The organism is Cellulosimicrobium arenosum (genome assembly GCF_014837295.1).
In the GTDB taxonomy this organism is placed as follows: Bacteria; Actinomycetota; Actinomycetes; order Actinomycetales; family Cellulomonadaceae; genus Cellulosimicrobium; species Cellulosimicrobium arenosum.
In genome coordinates, this window is sequence record NZ_JACYHB010000010.1 from 139,779 (window position 1) to 155,423 (window position 15,645).

Annotated in this window: 16 protein-coding genes; 5 read left to right on the forward strand and 11 right to left on the reverse strand. The window is 72.5% G+C overall.

Annotation, left to right across the window (positions count from 1 at the left end):
* Positions 1-170: 170 nt before the first annotated feature.
* Positions 171-893: a hypothetical protein gene (locus IF651_RS12820; RefSeq protein WP_191829519.1), complete on the forward strand. Its 723-nt coding sequence runs from the start codon at positions 171-173 to the stop codon at positions 891-893.
* A 29-nt stretch (positions 894-922) separates the two neighbouring features.
* Here the strand turns inward: IF651_RS12820 and IF651_RS12825 are convergent, their stop codons facing one another.
* The 4 genes from IF651_RS12825 to IF651_RS12835 are packed head-to-tail and all read right to left on the reverse strand — an operon-like array spanning position 923 to position 4,150.
* Positions 923-2,206 (reverse strand): kynureninase, encoded by a 1,284-nt coding sequence (locus IF651_RS12825; protein WP_191829520.1) that lies wholly within the window; start codon positions 2,204-2,206, stop codon positions 923-925.
* The gene (locus IF651_RS12830) at positions 2,203-3,303 is read right to left on the reverse strand and encodes an amidohydrolase family protein (protein WP_191829521.1); all 1,101 of its coding nucleotides are present in this window, start codon (positions 3,301-3,303) and stop codon (positions 2,203-2,205) included. Before IF651_RS12830 ends, IF651_RS12825 begins: the two co-directional genes overlap by 4 nt.
* Positions 3,300-3,422: a hypothetical protein gene (locus IF651_RS18060; protein ID WP_277818618.1), complete on the reverse strand. Its 123-nt coding sequence runs from the start codon at positions 3,420-3,422 to the stop codon at positions 3,300-3,302. Before IF651_RS18060 ends, IF651_RS12830 begins: the two co-directional genes overlap by 4 nt.
* Before the next feature lie 38 nt (positions 3,423-3,460).
* Entirely contained in the window at positions 3,461-4,150 is a 690-nt protein-coding gene (locus IF651_RS12835; protein WP_191829522.1) for a histidine phosphatase family protein, read from the reverse strand.
* Between the two features lie 75 nt (positions 4,151-4,225).
* On the opposite strand from IF651_RS12835, the gene IF651_RS12840 reads away from it, so the two are divergent.
* Positions 4,226-5,215: a ribonuclease Z gene (locus IF651_RS12840; RefSeq protein ID WP_191829523.1), complete on the forward strand. Its 990-nt coding sequence runs from the start codon at positions 4,226-4,228 to the stop codon at positions 5,213-5,215.
* Here IF651_RS12840 and IF651_RS12845 read toward each other — a convergent pair.
* Entirely contained in the window at positions 5,158-6,300 is a 1,143-nt protein-coding gene (locus IF651_RS12845; protein ID WP_191829524.1) for a hypothetical protein, read from the reverse strand. The genes IF651_RS12840 and IF651_RS12845 overlap by 58 nt on opposite strands.
* A gap of 138 nt (positions 6,301-6,438) precedes the next feature.
* Between IF651_RS12845 and IF651_RS12850 the strand changes: the two genes are divergently transcribed.
* Positions 6,439-8,442 carry a S1 domain-containing protein gene (locus IF651_RS12850; protein ID WP_191829525.1) on the forward strand — a complete coding sequence of 668 codons (2,004 nt, stop codon included), beginning with the start codon at positions 6,439-6,441 and terminating at the stop codon, positions 8,440-8,442.
* Between the two features lie 116 nt (positions 8,443-8,558).
* Here IF651_RS12850 and IF651_RS12855 read toward each other — a convergent pair whose 3' ends face one another.
* The 3 genes from IF651_RS12855 to IF651_RS12865 all read right to left on the reverse strand — a co-directional run bounded on the left by IF651_RS12855 (position 8,559) and on the right by IF651_RS12865 (position 12,509).
* Positions 8,559-10,721: a family 43 glycosylhydrolase gene (locus tag IF651_RS12855; RefSeq protein ID WP_191829526.1), complete on the reverse strand. Its 2,163-nt coding sequence runs from the start codon at positions 10,719-10,721 to the stop codon at positions 8,559-8,561.
* 310 nt (positions 10,722-11,031) lie between these two features.
* On the reverse strand, positions 11,032-11,868 hold the full coding sequence (locus tag IF651_RS12860; RefSeq protein ID WP_191829527.1) for a hypothetical protein: 837 nt from the start codon (positions 11,866-11,868) through the stop codon (positions 11,032-11,034).
* 44 nt (positions 11,869-11,912) lie between these two features.
* On the reverse strand, positions 11,913-12,509 hold the full coding sequence (locus IF651_RS12865) for a DUF6318 family protein (protein WP_191829528.1): 597 nt from the start codon (positions 12,507-12,509) through the stop codon (positions 11,913-11,915).
* Positions 12,510-12,787: 278 nt separating this feature from the next.
* Between IF651_RS12865 and IF651_RS12870 the strand changes: the two genes are divergently transcribed.
* Positions 12,788-13,225, forward strand: a complete 438-nt coding sequence (locus tag IF651_RS12870; RefSeq protein ID WP_191829529.1) for a helix-turn-helix domain-containing protein — start codon at positions 12,788-12,790, stop codon at positions 13,223-13,225.
* Positions 13,222-13,575: a HepT-like ribonuclease domain-containing protein gene (locus IF651_RS12875; protein WP_191829530.1), complete on the forward strand. Its 354-nt coding sequence runs from the start codon at positions 13,222-13,224 to the stop codon at positions 13,573-13,575. Before IF651_RS12870 ends, IF651_RS12875 begins: the two co-directional genes overlap by 4 nt.
* Before the next feature lie 104 nt (positions 13,576-13,679).
* On the opposite strand, the gene IF651_RS12880 is transcribed toward IF651_RS12875, so the two are convergent.
* The 3 genes from IF651_RS12880 to IF651_RS12890 all read right to left on the reverse strand — a co-directional run bounded on the left by IF651_RS12880 (position 13,680) and on the right by IF651_RS12890 (position 15,494).
* Positions 13,680-14,051 carry a DUF4440 domain-containing protein gene (locus IF651_RS12880; protein WP_191829531.1) on the reverse strand — a complete coding sequence of 124 codons (372 nt, stop codon included), beginning with the start codon at positions 14,049-14,051 and terminating at the stop codon, positions 13,680-13,682.
* A gap of 123 nt (positions 14,052-14,174) precedes the next feature.
* Complete coding sequence (locus IF651_RS12885) at positions 14,175-15,011, reverse strand: DUF4352 domain-containing protein (protein WP_191829532.1); 837 nt, start codon at positions 15,009-15,011, stop codon at positions 14,175-14,177.
* Between the two features lie 144 nt (positions 15,012-15,155).
* Positions 15,156-15,494: a sunset domain-containing protein gene (locus IF651_RS12890; RefSeq protein WP_191829533.1), complete on the reverse strand. Its 339-nt coding sequence runs from the start codon at positions 15,492-15,494 to the stop codon at positions 15,156-15,158.
* Between the last annotated feature and the right edge of the window lie 151 nt (positions 15,495-15,645).

Sequence of the window (15,645 nt, forward strand, 5' to 3'; positions counted from 1 at the left end):
GGGTCGCGGGACGGGCGGTACGGCGACGCGCGGGTCGCACTCTGCGCAGCACGCTAACCCATCCTGGACGGCTGTCCAGTTTGCTGACAGGCGGTGCCGATCCATCGTGATCGGCGCCACAGCTCGCGTGCTGGCGGGCGTCGCCCGGCGCACCCGCCTACGCTTCTGGGATGTCACGGCTCGCGCGGTTCCAGGGCCGGATCGCCGGCTGGGGCACGGCGTCCGGGACGCGGGTCGTCGTCGGGCGATGGGACTTCTCGCCGCTCGGCGGGTTCGCGGACGTCATGGTCGAGCGGCCCGACGGCGAGCGCCTCCTCCTCGCACCGACCGAGGGCATCGCGGCGTTCGTCTCGAGCACCTACCGGTTCGACCGGGTCGAGGTCGTGCCCGTCACGGTCCGCGACGACGCCGAGGACGGCGACGGGTCACGGCACGACCGGGACGCGTCACGGCGCGACGGTGACGCGTCACGGCGCGACGGGGACGGGTCACGGCACGACGGGCGCGCGGGCGTCCCCGCACCGTGGCTGGTGGACGCCGGCCCCCTCTCCGCACGGGTCGTCGTCGGGCCGCGGACCGGGCTGGGTCGCTTGTTGCGGCTCGTGCCGGGACGACTCGCCACGTCGCCACGGTTCACCGGCCTGACCGACCCCGCGGCCCGCGTCCTGCTGCACGGTGTGCGTACGCGCGGGAGCGCCGGGTCGGGACGCGTCGAGCACTACGGTGCGACGGACGTGCACGCGGTCGTGGCGGTCGCGTCGACGTGGGGCGACGAAGCGCTCGGCGGTCTGGCGCCGGTCGACCCGCCGGTGCGGTTCGGGTTCGGCTCGACGCCCCGACGCCCGGCGGTGACCGACGTCGTGACGACGATCGTCCTACCTGCCGCTGGCTGAGACGGCCGGGCACCGGCCACGGCGGGCGGCTACCTCGCTCGTGCGGCCGTCACCTCGGCGAGCGCGTCACGGACCGCCTCGACGCCGACGCGCACCTCGTCGAACGACGTCGACAGCGGCGACAGCCCCAGCCGCAGCCCGTCCGGCCGGCGGAAGTCGGGGATGACACCGCGAGCCCACAGCAGCGGGAGCGTCGCCTCGAACGCCTCGTGGTCCACGGTCACGTGGCTGCCGCGCAGGCCGGTGTCGCGCGGGGACGCGACGCGCGCGCCCAGCGGGACGAGCAGGTCGTCGACGAGCTCCAGCGCGAGCTCGGTCAGCGCGACCGACTTCGCGCGGATCGCGCCCATGCCCGCCTCAGCGACGAGGTCGACCATGTCCTGCATGGCGAGCATCCCCACGATCGCCGGCGTCCCACTGAGGAACCCGCGAGCGCCGGGGTGCGGGGCGTACCCCGGTCCCATCTCGAACGGCGCCGCGCTGCCCATCCAGCCCTGGATCGGCTGGGTCAGGGCGTCCTGCAGGTCGGCGCGCACGTACCCGAACGCGGGCGCGCCCGGACCGCCGTTCAGGTACTTGTACGTGCAGCCGACCGCCAGGTCGACGCCCCACGCGTCGAGCTCGACGGGCACCGCACCGGCCGAGTGGCACAGGTCCCACAGGACGAGCGCGCCGGCGTCGTGCGCGAGGCGCGTGATCCCGGCGGCGTCGCTCAGGTACCCCGACCGGTACGCGACGTGGCTCAGCACGACGAGCGCGGTGCGGTCGGTCAGCACCTCGGCGACCTGCTCGGGCGTGACACCCCCGTCGTGCGCGGGGGCGACCCAGCGCAGCGTCACGCCGTGCTCGCGCGCGACGCCCTCCAGGACGTAGCGGTCGGTCGGGAAGTTCCCCGAGTCGAGCACGACCTCGTCCCGGCCCGCGACCGACGGGGCCCCGAGCGCGGCACGGACGAGCTTGTAGAGGATCACCGTGGTGGAGTCGGCCACGAACGCCTGCCCGGGTCCCGCGCCCAGCGCTGCGGCGCCGATCCGGTCGCCGAGGGTCAGCGGCAGGTCGTACCACTCCTCGTCCCAGCCGCGGATGAGCCGCGCTCCCCACTGCTCGGTCGCGAACCGGGCGAGCCGCTCGGCGGACGCGCGCGTCGGGCGGCCGAGCGAGTTGCCGTCGAGGTACGCGACGACGTCCGCCGACGGGACGAACGCGCCGACGTAGCGCGCGAGCGGGTCGGCGGCGTCGAGGGCGGCGGCGCGCGCGGCCCGCTGTTCCGTGCCGCTCGAGGAGCTGGTCGAGGAGCTGGTCGGTGTGCTCATGTCTGTTCCATCCCGGGGTGGGGCACGGTCGTGGCGCCGGCGAGCCAGCGCGGGAGGTCGTCCGGGTCGCTAGGCGCCTCGCCGGGGACAAAAGTCACCCACCCCGCCGAGAACGACCTGGAGGTCGTTCTGGGGCTCAGAACGTCCCTCAGGTCGTTCTCGGCGGGATGTGTGGAGGTGGTGGAGGTGAGCGTGCGCAGGAGGGCCTTCGGGTCGAGGCCGGCGGCTGCGAGCGCACGCAGCTCGCGCTCGTTCACCCCGACCGGGAGCGGGCCGTTACCCAGGTCCGTCCCGTAGACGACCGTGCCGCCCGCGGCAGCGAACCGCCGGACGTTGTCGATCGCAAGATCCTGAACGGCCGACGACACGCCCCACCCATGCACATCGAGCGTGCTGACCCAGCTCATCCGGCTCACCCACCCCCGGCCGAACACGACCTGGAGGTCGTTCTCGCTCGCTTTCCGGCCCTCAGGTCGTGTTCGACGGCGGGTGGCGGGGTGGGGGGCGGGTTGGGGGTGGGGGTGGGGGTGGGACATGGCTGCGAGCAAGGCGTCGGGGAGGGGCTCGGAGAACGGGGCGTGGGCCAGGCGGTCGACGCCGGCCTCGAAGGCGCGCGCCGCCTGGCCGGGGCCCTCCGCGTGCGCGACGACCGTCGCGCCCCGCGCGTGGGCGCGCGCGGCGATCGCGGCGAGGGTGACGTCGTCGGGCACGGGGCCGGCCGCGCTGTTGAGCGCGACCTTGACGAACGACGCGCCCACGGCGAGCTGGCGGTCGACGGCGGCGACCGCCTCGGCGGGCGAGGCGACCTCCTCGACCGAGCCGTCGGGCGCCCAGGCGCGGCCCGAGGGGTAGCCGCCCGGCGCGGTGAGGAACGCGCCGGCGAACGCGACCTGCGGAAGTCTGGTGGCCTCGGCCGACTCGGCAGCGCGCGCCCAGCCCGCCGCGACGTCGGGCACCCAGCCGAGGTCGTGCACGGCGGCGATGCCGTGCGGGAGGAGCGCGGTCGCGTCGATCAGGCCGAGGTGGACGTGCGCGTCGGTGAACGGCGGCAGGAGCGTCCCGCCGTCGACGGCTCGGCCGAGCGGCACGCGCGTCATGCCCGCACGATCTCCGTGCGGACGGCGACGAGCTCGGCGAAGGACGTGAGGTCGAGCGCGCGTTGGAGGAAGCCCTCGCCGCTGGAGGGTTCCTGGGTCGTGCGACGAGGCCAGGACACCGCCGCACGGGACCCGTGGCGCCGGAGTCCGAGGGCGCTCAGGCGGACTCCTCGGCGCGCTCCTCGATCTCGCCCACCGACTCGCCCGTCGGGTCGTCGGCGCGGCTCGGCAGCAGCCGACGCCCGCCCAGCGGGTCCGCGACGACCTGCCGGAGCGTCCAGCCCGACGTCGGGCCCCCCTCGACCTCCACGAGACCGGTGTTCGCGAGCGGGGAGTGCGCCATCGTCGCAACGTCCACGCCGGCAGCCCGCGCGCAGGCCCAGGACCGGATCGCCGCACCGTGCGAGACGACGACCGCCGTCTCCCACCCGCTGTCGACGACCTGCGCGACGGCGTCGTCGAACCGGCCGAGAAAGTCCCGCCCGTCGGGTCCGCCCGGCACCCGGCGCGACAGGTCGCCCCCGGCCCAGGAGAAGACGGTCTCGAGGTAGCGCATGTGGGTGTCGTGGTCGTCCGTGCCCTCCCAGTCGCCGCCGTCGACCTCGCGGAACCCATCGAGCTCGACCGGCTCGAGCCCGCGCAACTCTGCGAGCGGCGACGCCGTCTGGTGCGTGCGCACCAACGTCGAGACGGCGATGCCGTCGATCGCGCGGTCCTCCAGCACGTCCGGGATCGCGGCGGCCTGGCGCGCGCCGAGCGCGGTGAGGCCGGGGCCCGGGAGGGCGGTGTCGAGCAGACCCTGGACGTTGGACGGGGTCTGGCCGTGGCGGACGAGCAGCAGGCGCATGGTTCTCCGGTTCGCGGGGTGTTCCTGGGATATCGCCACCCTACGATCAGCCGACGACGGTGGCAGGCTGGCACCATGTCGCGCAGGGAGCTCGTGGTGCTCGGGACCGCCAGCATGGTCCCCACGCGCACGCGCAACCACAACGGGTACGTGCTGTTCTGGGACGACGAGGCGATCCTGTTCGACCCGGGCGAGGGCACGCAGCGGCAGATGACGCTCGCGGGCGTCTCCGCGACCGACCTCACCCGCATCGCGATCACGCACCTGCACGGCGATCACAGCCTCGGCCTCGCAGGGGTCGCGCAGCGCATCAGCGGGGACGCGGTGCCGCACACGATCCCGGTGTCCTACCCGGCGTCGGGCCAGCGGTGGATCGAGCACCTGCTCGACGCGTCCGCGTACCACCGCCAGGGCCGGACGACGCTCCAGCCCCTGACCACGGACGGCCCGGTGCCGCCCTCGCCGGACCGCCCCGACCCCGGTTTCACGCTGCGCTCGGCCCGGCTCGACCACACGCTCGACGCCGTCGGCTACCGCCTCGACGAGCCCGGCGGCACGAGTCTCGATCCCGAGGCCCTCGCCGCGCACGGGCTCGCGGGACCTGTCGTCGGGCGGCTGCAGCGCGACGGCGCCGTGCAGGCGCCGGACGGGCGGACCGTCACGCTCGACGACGTCGGCCGCCCGCGCCCGGGCCAGTCGTTCGCGTTCGTCATGGACACGCGCCTGTGCGACGCGGTGCACGACCTCGCCGCCGGCGTCGACCTGCTCGTCATCGAGTCCACCTTCCTGGACCGCGACCTGGACCAGGCCGAGCGCTGGGGCCACCTCACCGCGTTCCAGGCGGCGAAGGTCGCTGCGGACGCCGGCGTGCGCCACCTCGTGCTCACGCACTTCTCGCAGCGCTACGCCGACCCGGGCGAGTTCGAGCGCGAGGCCCGGACGGTGTTCGACGGCGCGCTGACCGTCGCGGCCGACCTCGACCGCGTGCCCGTGCCGCGGCGCTCAGGTCACCGGTCGTCGACCTCCACGAGCTCGCCGTCGCGGACCTCGAACCGCACCTCGTAGTCGAGCGCGACCTCGTCGTCGAGCGCGACGGCACGCGGCGACGACCCCGACCCCGGGTCGTCGTCGACGCGACGCAGGGTAGCGGTGGCCTCGACCGTCCCGTCCTCGACGGTGACCGTGATCGTCGGCGGTGCGCCGGTGGACGACGAGTGGCCGTCGCGCTCGGCGACGATCAGCGGCGGGTCGGTCAGCTCCCAGGCGAAGTCCTCGACGTCCACCTCCGGGTCGAGGTCGAGGGTCGCGTACCTCTCGGACATCTCGCCGCAGCCCTCCGGCGCGGCGTCGGCTGAGGCGACGCACGCGTCCAGGCTCTGCGTGACCTGGGTCGCGGCGGCCTCGAGCGCCGCGTCCGTCACCGCGTGCCGCAGGAGCTCGTCGCCGTCGACCCCGCCGACGAAGCTCGTGTCCCCCGGCCCGCCGACCAGCACGGGGACGGTCGGTGCCTCGAGGAACGGGCCGCCGTCGGGCAGGGTGACGTCGTAGCGCCCCGGGAACGCGGCGAACCACGGGGCCTCGTCCGAGCCCACCGACGGCGCCACCTCGACACCGTCGACGACGACCGTGAAGTCCGGGGGCAGGTCACGGGCCCGCGGCAACGAGGCGCGCGACACCGGCGGCGGGACGAGCTCCCACCGGTCGAAGAGGACGAGCTCGCGACCGGCCCGCCGCACGGTGAAGACGTCGAAGACCTCCTGCCCGCCCTCGTCCCACGTGACGGTCACGAACGCCCGGTCCGTCCCGTCCTCCCGCTGGACGCCGTCGACGTGCGGCGACGACGGCCTGGCCTCGACCTCGCCGTAGACCTCGTTCGTCAGCAGGACGCTCTGGTCGGGCGACAGACCCGGAGCGCTCATCGCGAGCGCCGCCTCCGCGTCCCCCGCGCCGAGGGTCTCGAGGTACGCGACGACGGGCCTGCCGGCCGAGAAGACCGTCGCGCTCAGGACCGCGCGCGCTCCGACCGCGAGCACGACGAGCAGCACGACGGCGCCGGCCACGATGCCCACGACGACGGTCGGCGACACGGTCCGACGGCGTCGTCCCGGCTGCGGTGCCTGCACGCCGGGCGTGGGCGTCGGCTGCGTCATGAGGTGGTCCCCCGACCTGTCGTCCGTGCGTGAGCGCTGCTGCCGGTCACTGTTCTACCAGTGCCGACGGGCCGGGGCCGCGCAGGTCCACCCGCCGATCGAGCGGTAGTCTCGGCACCCACGACCGAGGGGGTGAGCGTGCCGAAGCGGAACCGCGCGCGCGAGGCGGCACGGGCGCAGGGCTCCCCCTCCGCCGCGCCCACCGCGGGTGAGCGCGCGCGCACGAGCCCGCCACGCGGCGTCGGGCACGTGGTCACCGAGGACGCCGCCCGCGAGCTGGCCGAGCGCCTGCTGACCCCGGGCCGGACCTGGCCGGTCGTGGTCGTCACGACGCCCGCGGGCGTCGGCTCCCCCTACGTCGACCCGGCGGCGCTCGAGCACGAGGTCGCGGGGCTCGCGGAGGTGGTGGTCCTGCCGACGGGCGGCCCGTCGTGGGCGTTCTCCGACGCGATGCCGGACCGTACCCAGGTGTACGGCGGCGCGTCGCGCGTGTACGCGGTCGAGCACGACTGGGTCGAGCACCCGCACCGCTCGCGCCTGCACTTCGCGTGGTCGGGCGACGACGACGAGCGGGTGCGCCGCCACCTCGTGCAGGACGCGCTCGGCGCGGCGGTCCGCGCCGGGCTCGTGGGCCGGTCGGTCTCCCCGTCGTCCGCACGCGGGGCCGGGAGCGTCAGCGGCGTCGTGGGTGGACGCGCGTTCGTCACGCTCGACGACGGCGGCCAGGCCGTCGTCGCGGCCGAGCTCACCCTGCCCGGAGTGCCGCTCGAGCGGATCCTCGCGACCGGGCAGCGCGTCGAGGGGACCCTCGACCGGGCGTCCGCGCGGCTCGACGTCCGCGCGTCGCTGCCCGACGCCGCGGGCTCCCGCCGTCTGGTCCACGCCGCGTACCAGCCCGGCGACGTCGTGCTCGCGCGGGTGCGCGAGGTGGAGCACGACGCGGTCGTCGTCGATCTCCTGCCCGAGCTGCACTGCCGCGTCGCGCGCGACCGTGTGACGGGCAACGAGCTCGACGACCTGGCGGACCTGTTCAGCGAGGGCGAGGTCGTGATCGCGCGGGCCGTCGCCTCGCCGGGCGGGATCGCCGTGCGGCTCGACGACGTCGACGAGTCGGAGGACGAGCCCGTCGCGGCGCCCGCGCTGCTGGCGGGCGGTCCGCCGTGGCTGGCACCACCCAGCGCGCCGGAACCGTCCGGGACGCGACCGGCGACCCGGAAGTCGGCCGACGGCGACACCGGCCCCGGACAGGCCGAGGCAGACCCCGGCACAGCGGCCGGGGCGCCGATGACCGTGCCGGCGAGCCTCCCGGCGCTCGCCCCTGTCTCCGCTCCCGTGCCGGCCGCGCGGCGTCCGGCGGCACCGACGCCCGCCCTGCTCGCCGCGAAGGCCCGCGGGGAGGTCGAGGCGCTGCCCTGCCCGCCGGAGCCGAAGGCGCCCGCCCCGCCCCCGGCGCCGCGCGGCAGCGCGCTCGGCGACACCCAGCTCGCGCTCGCCGCGGCGCGAGCCCAGGGTGAGATCGACCGGGCAGCGGCGCGCGACGCGACGCGCCGCGCGGCGGACCTCGACGTGGAGGTCTCCCAGCTCCGGGCGCTGGTGCAGGAGCAGCGCGAGCAGGTCGAGCGGCGCGACCGGACGATCGCCGCGCAGAAGACCCGGTACCGCGCCACGGACCTCAAGCGGCAGAAGGCGACGCGGCAGCACGTCGACCACGAGGCCGGCGACCGCGGTGCGCCGGCCGAGTTCGCCGACCCCGTCGACCAGCTGCGCCACGACGTCTACCTCGCGTGGGCCCGCCTCGTGCCCGCCGGCGAGAAGGCGGACCGCCCGCTCGGCGCGTACGAGGTGGGGCCGCGGTTCGTCGAGTCCCTCGGGCTCGAGGGCGTGTCCCGGCGCAAGGTCGTCGAGGCGCTCGTGCACGTGCTCACCGGCCGCGCGAGCGAGATCAACGGGTACCAGCTGCACCGGCTGCGCACCAGCACGAGCGGGGCCGCGCCCGCTGCGACCCGCGACGACGGCGCGGTCTGCTGGCGGCTGTCGGTCCAGGTCAACACCGCGAGCGCACGCCGCCTGCACTTCTGGCGGCTGGCGGACGGCAGCGTCGAGCTGTCGCGCGTCGTGCTGCACGACGACATGGAGCCCTGAGCGCGTGCCGACGACGACGTGAGCCGGCCCCTGCGTCGTCGGACCGAACGCAGAGACCGGCTCACCTGGCTGTCAGACCTCGTGCCGCCGAGGACCGAGCACGCCTGGGTCGACCGTCACCCGCACTGCAGCGAGGCGAAGTCGGCGTCGACGGTGCTCACGGTGCCGTCGCCGGACGTCGCCGTGACGCTCACCGCACCGGCGTCGACCGTCGTGGCACGCACGGCGAACGACTGGTAGGCGTTCGCCCCGGGAGCGATCTCTGCGAACGCCCGCTCCCCGAACGGCGTCGACAGCGTCACCGCGACGGGGTCGTCCCCGACGTTCTGCGCACGGACCGCCACGTAGGCGCTGGTGCCCAGGCAACGGGGCTGGGCGACGACCGTGACGACCGGCTCGGTGGGAGCCTGCTCGGCCGGGTAGACGTCGAGCGCGTCCAGCTCGGTGTACCAGGTGCTCCGCGTCAGGGTGACGGTGTTCCAGCCCTGGTCGAGCTGCACGTCGTGCGTGACGGACTGCCAGTTGCCCCAGGTGGTGTGTGGGAAGGTGACGGTCCCCGCCGGCTGGCCGTTCACGGAGACGAGGTCCGAGGACTCGAGGTTCCAGCCGCCACGCTCGGACCCGTTCGCGAACCGCACCGCGAGCGTGTACGGACCCGCCTCGTCGGCGTGGACCTGCAGGGCGACCGAGCTGTCGGCGAAGTCGAGACCGCCGACCTTCTCGCCGCCGGAGGCGCCCGCTGCGGTCCCGACGGTGCCGCGCGTGATCGTGCCGTCCTCGAACTCGTAGCGGTCGGCGTCCGTCGGGATGACGGGCGGCGCGCTCGGGCGCGGGTCGCGGGTGGCGGGGTAGACGTCGATCGCGTCGATCTCGGCGTAGAACGTGCCACGCGTGAGGGTCACCGTGTTCGCGCCCTCGACGAGGTCGACGACGAGCTCCGCCGTCTGCCAGTTGCCCCACGTGGTGTGCGCGAACGTCACGGTCCCCGCGTCCTCGCCGTTGACGGTCACGGTGTCCGTCGACGGGACGCGCGTCGAGCCGTCGAGCGACCCGTTGCCGTAGCGGATGCCGAGCATCGCCGGGCCCGCCTCGTCGGCGTGGACCTCCACCGTGACGGAGCTGTCGGCGAAGTCCATGCCGCCGACCTTGGCGCCGCCCGACGCCCGGGTGTCGGCCACGACCCGCGCGTTCGTCAGCACGCCGTCCTCCGCCTGGTACCGGTCGGACGCCTGCGCGACCGACGGGACGCCGTCGGCGGACCAGTCGAGGTCGCCCACGTACATCGCGCGGTAGGTGTACGTGGAGTTCCAGCCGTGGAAGACGATCGCCGTCTCGCCGTCGGGCCCGGTGACGATGTCCTGACCACCGGGGCCGCGCACGTCGCCCTGGAAGCGGTCGGTCGTCATGAGCTCCGTGGTCGCCTTGGTCCACGGGCCGGCGAGGCTGTCCGACGTCGCGTAGGACGTCCGGTACCCCGCCGCGCCGAAGTCGTTGGCGGAGTAGAAGAGGTAGTAGGTGCCGTCACGCTTCACGAGCGTCGGGGCCTCGACGACGTTCCCCTCGTAGGGCGTGTCGACGCGGATCAGCTCGGTCGGCTCGTCGGTGAAGGTCGTGCCGTCCGGGGTCAGCGGCTGGCTGAAGATGATCGCGGTCTTGCCGGCGCAGCAGTTCCCGTCGGCCTTCCACAGCAGGTACAGCTGGCCGTCCTCGCTGTACGTCCCGGCGTCGATCGCGCCGCCGAGGTCCTCCGTACCGTTCTCGCCACCCGGGCACACGAGCGGGTCGGTGCCCACGGGCTCGAACGGGCCGTCCGGGGACTCGGAGAGCGCCAGGCCGATGCACTGGCGCTGCGACGCCTCGTCACGCGCGGTGTAGTACAGGGCGTAGCCGCCCTCGACGGCGGCGACCTCCGGGGCCCACACGCAGTGGTCGGTCGCCCCGCCCGGAGCGAAGCTGCACTCCCCCACCCAGTCGCCGAGGACGGGCGCGGCGTCGGGCTGCTCGGTCCAGGTCTGCAGGTCGGTCGACGTGCGGTGCTGGACGTTCTGCCCGTCGGAGTTGGTCGCGTACGCGTGGTACGTCCCGTCGACCAGCAGGAGGTCCGGGTCGGCGAAGTTGTCGTCGATCACGGGCGCGATGCCCGACGCCGCGGCCTCGCTCGCCGCCGGGGCAGCAGGCGCGGCGGACGCGGCGGTGACAGGGAGCGCGACGGCGAGAGCGAGAACCGCGCCCGCGACGGCAGAGACGATGGAACGGGTGGACCGGGAACGTGGCCTCATGGTGTCCTCTCGGCGGTGAGGGGGCAGACGCCCAAGGGCAGGGTTGACCTGGGCGCCCTGAGTCTTCCCTGCTGTTCCACAGAAGTCAACAACACCTAGCAGAACTCAACATGTTGAGCCCTGGGTCGACTGCGGCCACGGTCGCCGGGCAGACCCGATGAACGTCGCCGATCACGACGACGGCCCGCGACCTCGCCGCACGACTGGCCGCATCGGCCGGCGTCGCGCTCGGGGCACGAACGCTCGACGGCGTGCTGGGGCGGTCGCCGCCCGCTCCGGCAGATCGAGCGTGACGGCGCGTCCGCCCGAGCTAGCCGACCGAGTCCTCGACCAGGCGTGAACGGGCCTCGTACACCTGCAACGGGTCCGCGGCGGACTGCGTGGTCGCCTCGCCCGGGATGTCGGTCCACGTCGGCGAGCCCGCGATCCGGAACTGGCCCGACCACGTCGTCGTCAGCCCGATCGTCACCGCGTCGACCGGTTGCTCGTACGTGTGCGTCACCGACTCGTCCGGGTACGCAGCGCCAGGATCCGACGTCACCAGCGCGTCCGAGCCGTCGCCGTAGTCCCACGCGAACTCGTCCGGGACCGCGCGGATCTCCACCGGGATGCCGAGGAGAGCTGCTGCCAGCACCTGGTCCTCGTCCTGGGTGTACGTGATCGTCGGGACGTTCACCAACGTCCACCCGTTTGGCGGTTGGACCACGATCGCCGACGCTTCGATGGGCAACGTCGCGAACTCTCGCTTCGCCTCTGCCAGCAGGTCAGCGGGCGTCACGCACTGTTCGTCGCCGACCAACTCGGGTTCACTCCACGTCCCGTCGTCAGCGCGATCCTGGCGGAACAATGCACCGTCCGCGAACTCATCCTCGCCGCACTCGATGCCCTCGTATGCCAGTTGCGCACCTTCATTACAGACAAATGCGAAACGGGTCGAAGGGTCGTCGACGCTATTCACCAGCAAACACTTTGCTGGCGTCGTCGCGAAGTATCTCTCCGTCTGCTCGCCGGCTGATTTAGGGTAGTACACCGAGTCTTCACGAGTGGACACAACGACGGCATCGACTCTGACCGTGTCGTCGACAGTTCCGCCTCCTAGATCCTCGTAACCTGTACCGGCGTAGGAAGCGCCACCGGCTGAGAACATACTGCTGAGGCCTAGCACAATCGCAAAGAAGGGCCGCGGCCACATCATGACTTTTCGCCCGTAAGATCGGTGATGCCGACGACGATCCATTCGCCTCCTTGTCGCCCCATCTCAACTCGACGGCCGCTCTTTCCTCCAGAAGAAGAGAACACTTCTTCGCCAGAAGCGTCAGAGATGCTCATTGGCTCCTGCGAGTACTCAATGTCCAACGGGAATATGCCCGTATCGTCGTCGCGCACGTACTTTCCTGGCGCAGGAACCACCACGGCCACTTCTCCGCCAGCGTAGATGTCACCATTCTTCTTAATCTTCTCAGCCTGGTCGATAAGCCCGGCGCACGACTTGCACCCGTCATAGGACATCGATTCCCACTCCGCGGTGTCCCCAGTCGCCATAACGTAGGGGTACAGTTCGAGAAAGTACTCTGCCGAGGCCGCAGCACCGTTAACGTCGTCCTTCTCCATCTCGGCAGGTCGTTCGGGCTTTGCGGGACCAGTTTCGGTCGGCTCAGGCTCTTCGGTGAGTTCGGGTGCAGGCTTTGTCTCAACCTTGCTGGTATTCGGTTCCTGCTTCGGAGCCTCATCCGCCGTGCATCCGGCGGACACCAGACCCACCGCCACGAGGACGCCAACGGCAACCACGCGACGTCGGGCACGGAGGGACGAACGAGGAATGGACGGACGCACAGCAACCCCTGCCGGATCGGGACACGCCCCGACCCCGGCAGGGCCACGACGCGCGAACTGCCCCAGAACCTAGCGAAACACCGCCGGGGAGGGAACCTCCCGTCCCGGCCTGTGGACAGAGCTCAGGCGACGTCCACCGAGTCCAGCGGCGTCGGCACCGCGACCTGCCACCCTGCCGGCTTCATCTACCGCATTGCGTTGCCCTATGGCATATCAATGATAACCTCGCTCGCATGACCGACATCCGAGCGGAGCGAGAACGCGCGGGCCTGACGCAGGCGCGCCTGGCCGAGCTCGTCGGCATCGCGGCATCCAACCTCTCGGCGTACGAGTCCGGGAAGCGGCATGCCTCCCCCGCGATGAACGAACGTATCCGTCGGGCGATGATTCGACCGTCCGATCGGCTTCGTGCCCACCGGGACGACGTCCGAACGGTCATCGACCGGAACGGCGGGACCAACCCGCGGGTGTTCGGGTCCGTGGCTCGCGGTGATGACACCCCGGCAAGCGACCTCGACATCGTCGTCGACGTGCGCCCCGAGGACGCGTGGCGCTTCGTCTCCACCGCGCGCGAGCTGTCCGAGATGCTCGGCATTCACGTCGACCTCGTCACCGAGCGCGGGCTCCGTGCCAAGCACCGCGACATCCTCGACGAGGCCGTCCCATTGTGAACACACGCACGCAGCGGTGGCTCCGCGACCTGATCGAGCACGCGCACACCGTCGCGCGGTTGGTCCGACGTGGCAAGGACGCCTACGACGCCGACGAGATGCTGCGCTACGCCGCCGAGGACCTTCTGATCCGCCTCGGCGAGTGCGTCAGCAGGATCGACCGCGACGAACCTGCCTTCGTCGACGCCCACCCTGACTTCGAGCTGCGGCGACTCAAGGATGCGCGCAACGTCATCGCGCACGGGTATGACATCGTCGACTACGAGCTGCTCTGGGCAGTCCTCTCGACGAACGTCCCGCAGGTCGCGGCCCGGCTCCGTTACCTGGTCGACAGCACCGGGACGTCATGAGCATCCCGCTCGCACGAGACGCACGCCACGACGCGCGAACTGCCCCAGAACCTAGCGAACCACCGCCGGGGAGGGAACCTCCCGTCCCGGCCTGTGGACAGAGCTCAGGCGACGTCCACCAAGTCCAGCGGTGTCAGGACCGCGATCTGCCACACCCCGCCCGTCTCGACGAGCTGGTAGACGAACCGTTCCGTGGCGCCGTTGTCGTGGTGCCACGTCACGTCCGCCCAGACGCTGTGCGGCGCCTCTGCCACGACCTCGACGTCGGACCGCGTGTCCGTCACGCCCTCGTACTGGCCGAACGCGGCACCGAAGAACTGTTCGGTCTGGGCCCGGTCGGACACCGCGACCGACTGCCCCGGGAACAGGATCAGCGCCGGTACCGCGTACAGGTCGGCGATCGCCGCTGCATCGCGGTCCAACAACGCCCGGGCGTAGCGGTCGAAGAACGCGTGGGCCCTCTCACTCGTGCTCATCCCTCGACCGTACCTACGGTCTCCGACGCGCGTACGTTCGGTGTCGGAGGGCAACCCGTCCGCACGACGGCCCGCGGCATCGCTGCCGTCGCCGACACTCGGCGACCACCTTCCGCGTCTCGGTCAGCCCAGCGCGACCTCGACCCCCCCGGAGAACATCGAGTCGTGCAGCTCGATCGACGCCGGGGTGGCGTCGGCAGGGATGTCGAACACCACCACCCCGTCCACCGAGTTCCCCGGGTTGATGTCCGTCAGGAAGCTGTTCGAGTCATCCAGGTAGATCGCTGCGCTCCCGTCGTTCTCGTGGGTGCGACCCTCGGTGTCGGTGAGCTCCTGGCTGCTGCCGTCGAACAGCTGCGCCTCGTCACCGATGTTCTCCACCGTCATGTGCACCAGCACGTACTGCCCCTGCGCCTCCTGCGCGAGGAAGTCATCACCCACGCTGGCCACGCCCGTCTCGACCTCGGTCACCGTGAACTCGAATTTCCCGTCCCGCACCGCGTCCCCGACAACCGCCGCCGCGTCCGGCTTCTCGACCGGCTCCTCAGCCGCCGCCTCCTTGGCGGAATCCTCCGGCGCGGGCTCATCCGTCGCGTCCGCGTCGCTGCTCGAGGCAGAGCTGTTCGCGGAGTCCACGAAGACCGGGGCCTCGTCGGACCCGCCGGCGCTGGCGGTGCCGATCATGATTCCCAGTACGAACGTCCCGGCACCGATGAACGTGGGCGCCTTCCAGTGCCGTTTGCGCTTCGGCGCGCCGGTGGGCGGCGCCGTCCAGCTACCGTTCGGGGCGTATCCCTGCGGCGGCATGGCGGCGTGCGGCACGGCACCGGGCGGCACCGTGGGCTGGGGCGCGTAGTGCGGTGCAGCGGCATACTGCGCTGCCGGTGGGTGCTGAGGTCCGGGCGGGTACTGCGGTCCCGGACCCTGCTGCGGCTGGGGCGGCGGCGCGAAGCTGCTCATGATCGTTCCCTACGTGTTGTCGCCGCTGCGCGATGCCGCGCAGCCACCAGAAGGGACTGCGCACTCGATCGGCTATGACGCGACTTGGGTGCCTCGAGCACTTCGCTCGCGGGATCTCGTTCGACGAGGGCAGATCGCACCACGTCAGCGTTTCGAGGCGCGGTATCCGGCGGCTTCCGCATCGCCCGCTGTGGCGAAGCACTCCTCCGGATCCGTGACGTCGTAGAACGCGCCGCTCGGCACGTGGTAGATCCACTCGCCCGACGACGAGTGGTTCCCCTTGACGGGGCACGCCCCGTCGCCGGCCGGTTGCGGACCCGGCGGTTCGACGACCACGTCCTCGGCAGGAGAGTCAGCGACCGCTTCCTCCTCGGGCTCCACCACCACCGTGACCGGCAGACCCTCGGTGGGGCAGGAGGAGAGCACGTCGATCATCGCCCCGCGTTCCGCCTCGGTCACCCAGAGGTCGTACTCGACCTTCACCGCGACCTGCCGTGCCAAGTACTCGGGTCTGCCCCCGGTTTGGTTGACGATCGGGGTGTGCGGTAGTCAGGCCGCGTCTGCGGTCCGGTAGATCATCTCAAACTCGACCGGGGTAAGTCTGCCGAGACGGCGTTGGCGTCGGCGACGGTTG

Excerpts from the sequence above, each read along its gene's own strand:
- IF651_RS12820 (WP_191829519.1), top strand. The coding sequence starts at position 171 with ATGTCACGGCTCGCGCGGTTCCAGGGCCGGATCGCCGGCTGGGGCACG.
- IF651_RS12825 (WP_191829520.1), bottom strand. The coding sequence starts at position 2,206 with ATGAGCACACCGACCAGCTCCTCGACCAGCTCCTCGAGCGGCACGGAA.
- IF651_RS12830 (WP_191829521.1), bottom strand. The coding sequence starts at position 3,303 with ATGACGCGCGTGCCGCTCGGCCGAGCCGTCGACGGCGGGACGCTCCTG.
- IF651_RS12835 (WP_191829522.1), bottom strand. The coding sequence starts at position 4,150 with ATGCGCCTGCTGCTCGTCCGCCACGGCCAGACCCCGTCCAACGTCCAG.
- IF651_RS12840 (WP_191829523.1), top strand. The coding sequence starts at position 4,226 with ATGTCGCGCAGGGAGCTCGTGGTGCTCGGGACCGCCAGCATGGTCCCC.
- IF651_RS12845 (WP_191829524.1), bottom strand. The coding sequence starts at position 6,300 with ATGACGCAGCCGACGCCCACGCCCGGCGTGCAGGCACCGCAGCCGGGA.
- IF651_RS12855 (WP_191829526.1), bottom strand. The coding sequence starts at position 10,721 with ATGAGGCCACGTTCCCGGTCCACCCGTTCCATCGTCTCTGCCGTCGCG.
- IF651_RS12860 (WP_191829527.1), bottom strand. The coding sequence starts at position 11,868 with ATGTTCTCAGCCGGTGGCGCTTCCTACGCCGGTACAGGTTACGAGGAT.
- IF651_RS12870 (WP_191829529.1), top strand. The coding sequence starts at position 12,788 with ATGACCGACATCCGAGCGGAGCGAGAACGCGCGGGCCTGACGCAGGCG.
- IF651_RS12880 (WP_191829531.1), bottom strand. The coding sequence starts at position 14,051 with ATGAGCACGAGTGAGAGGGCCCACGCGTTCTTCGACCGCTACGCCCGG.
- IF651_RS12885 (WP_191829532.1), bottom strand. The coding sequence starts at position 15,011 with ATGAGCAGCTTCGCGCCGCCGCCCCAGCCGCAGCAGGGTCCGGGACCG.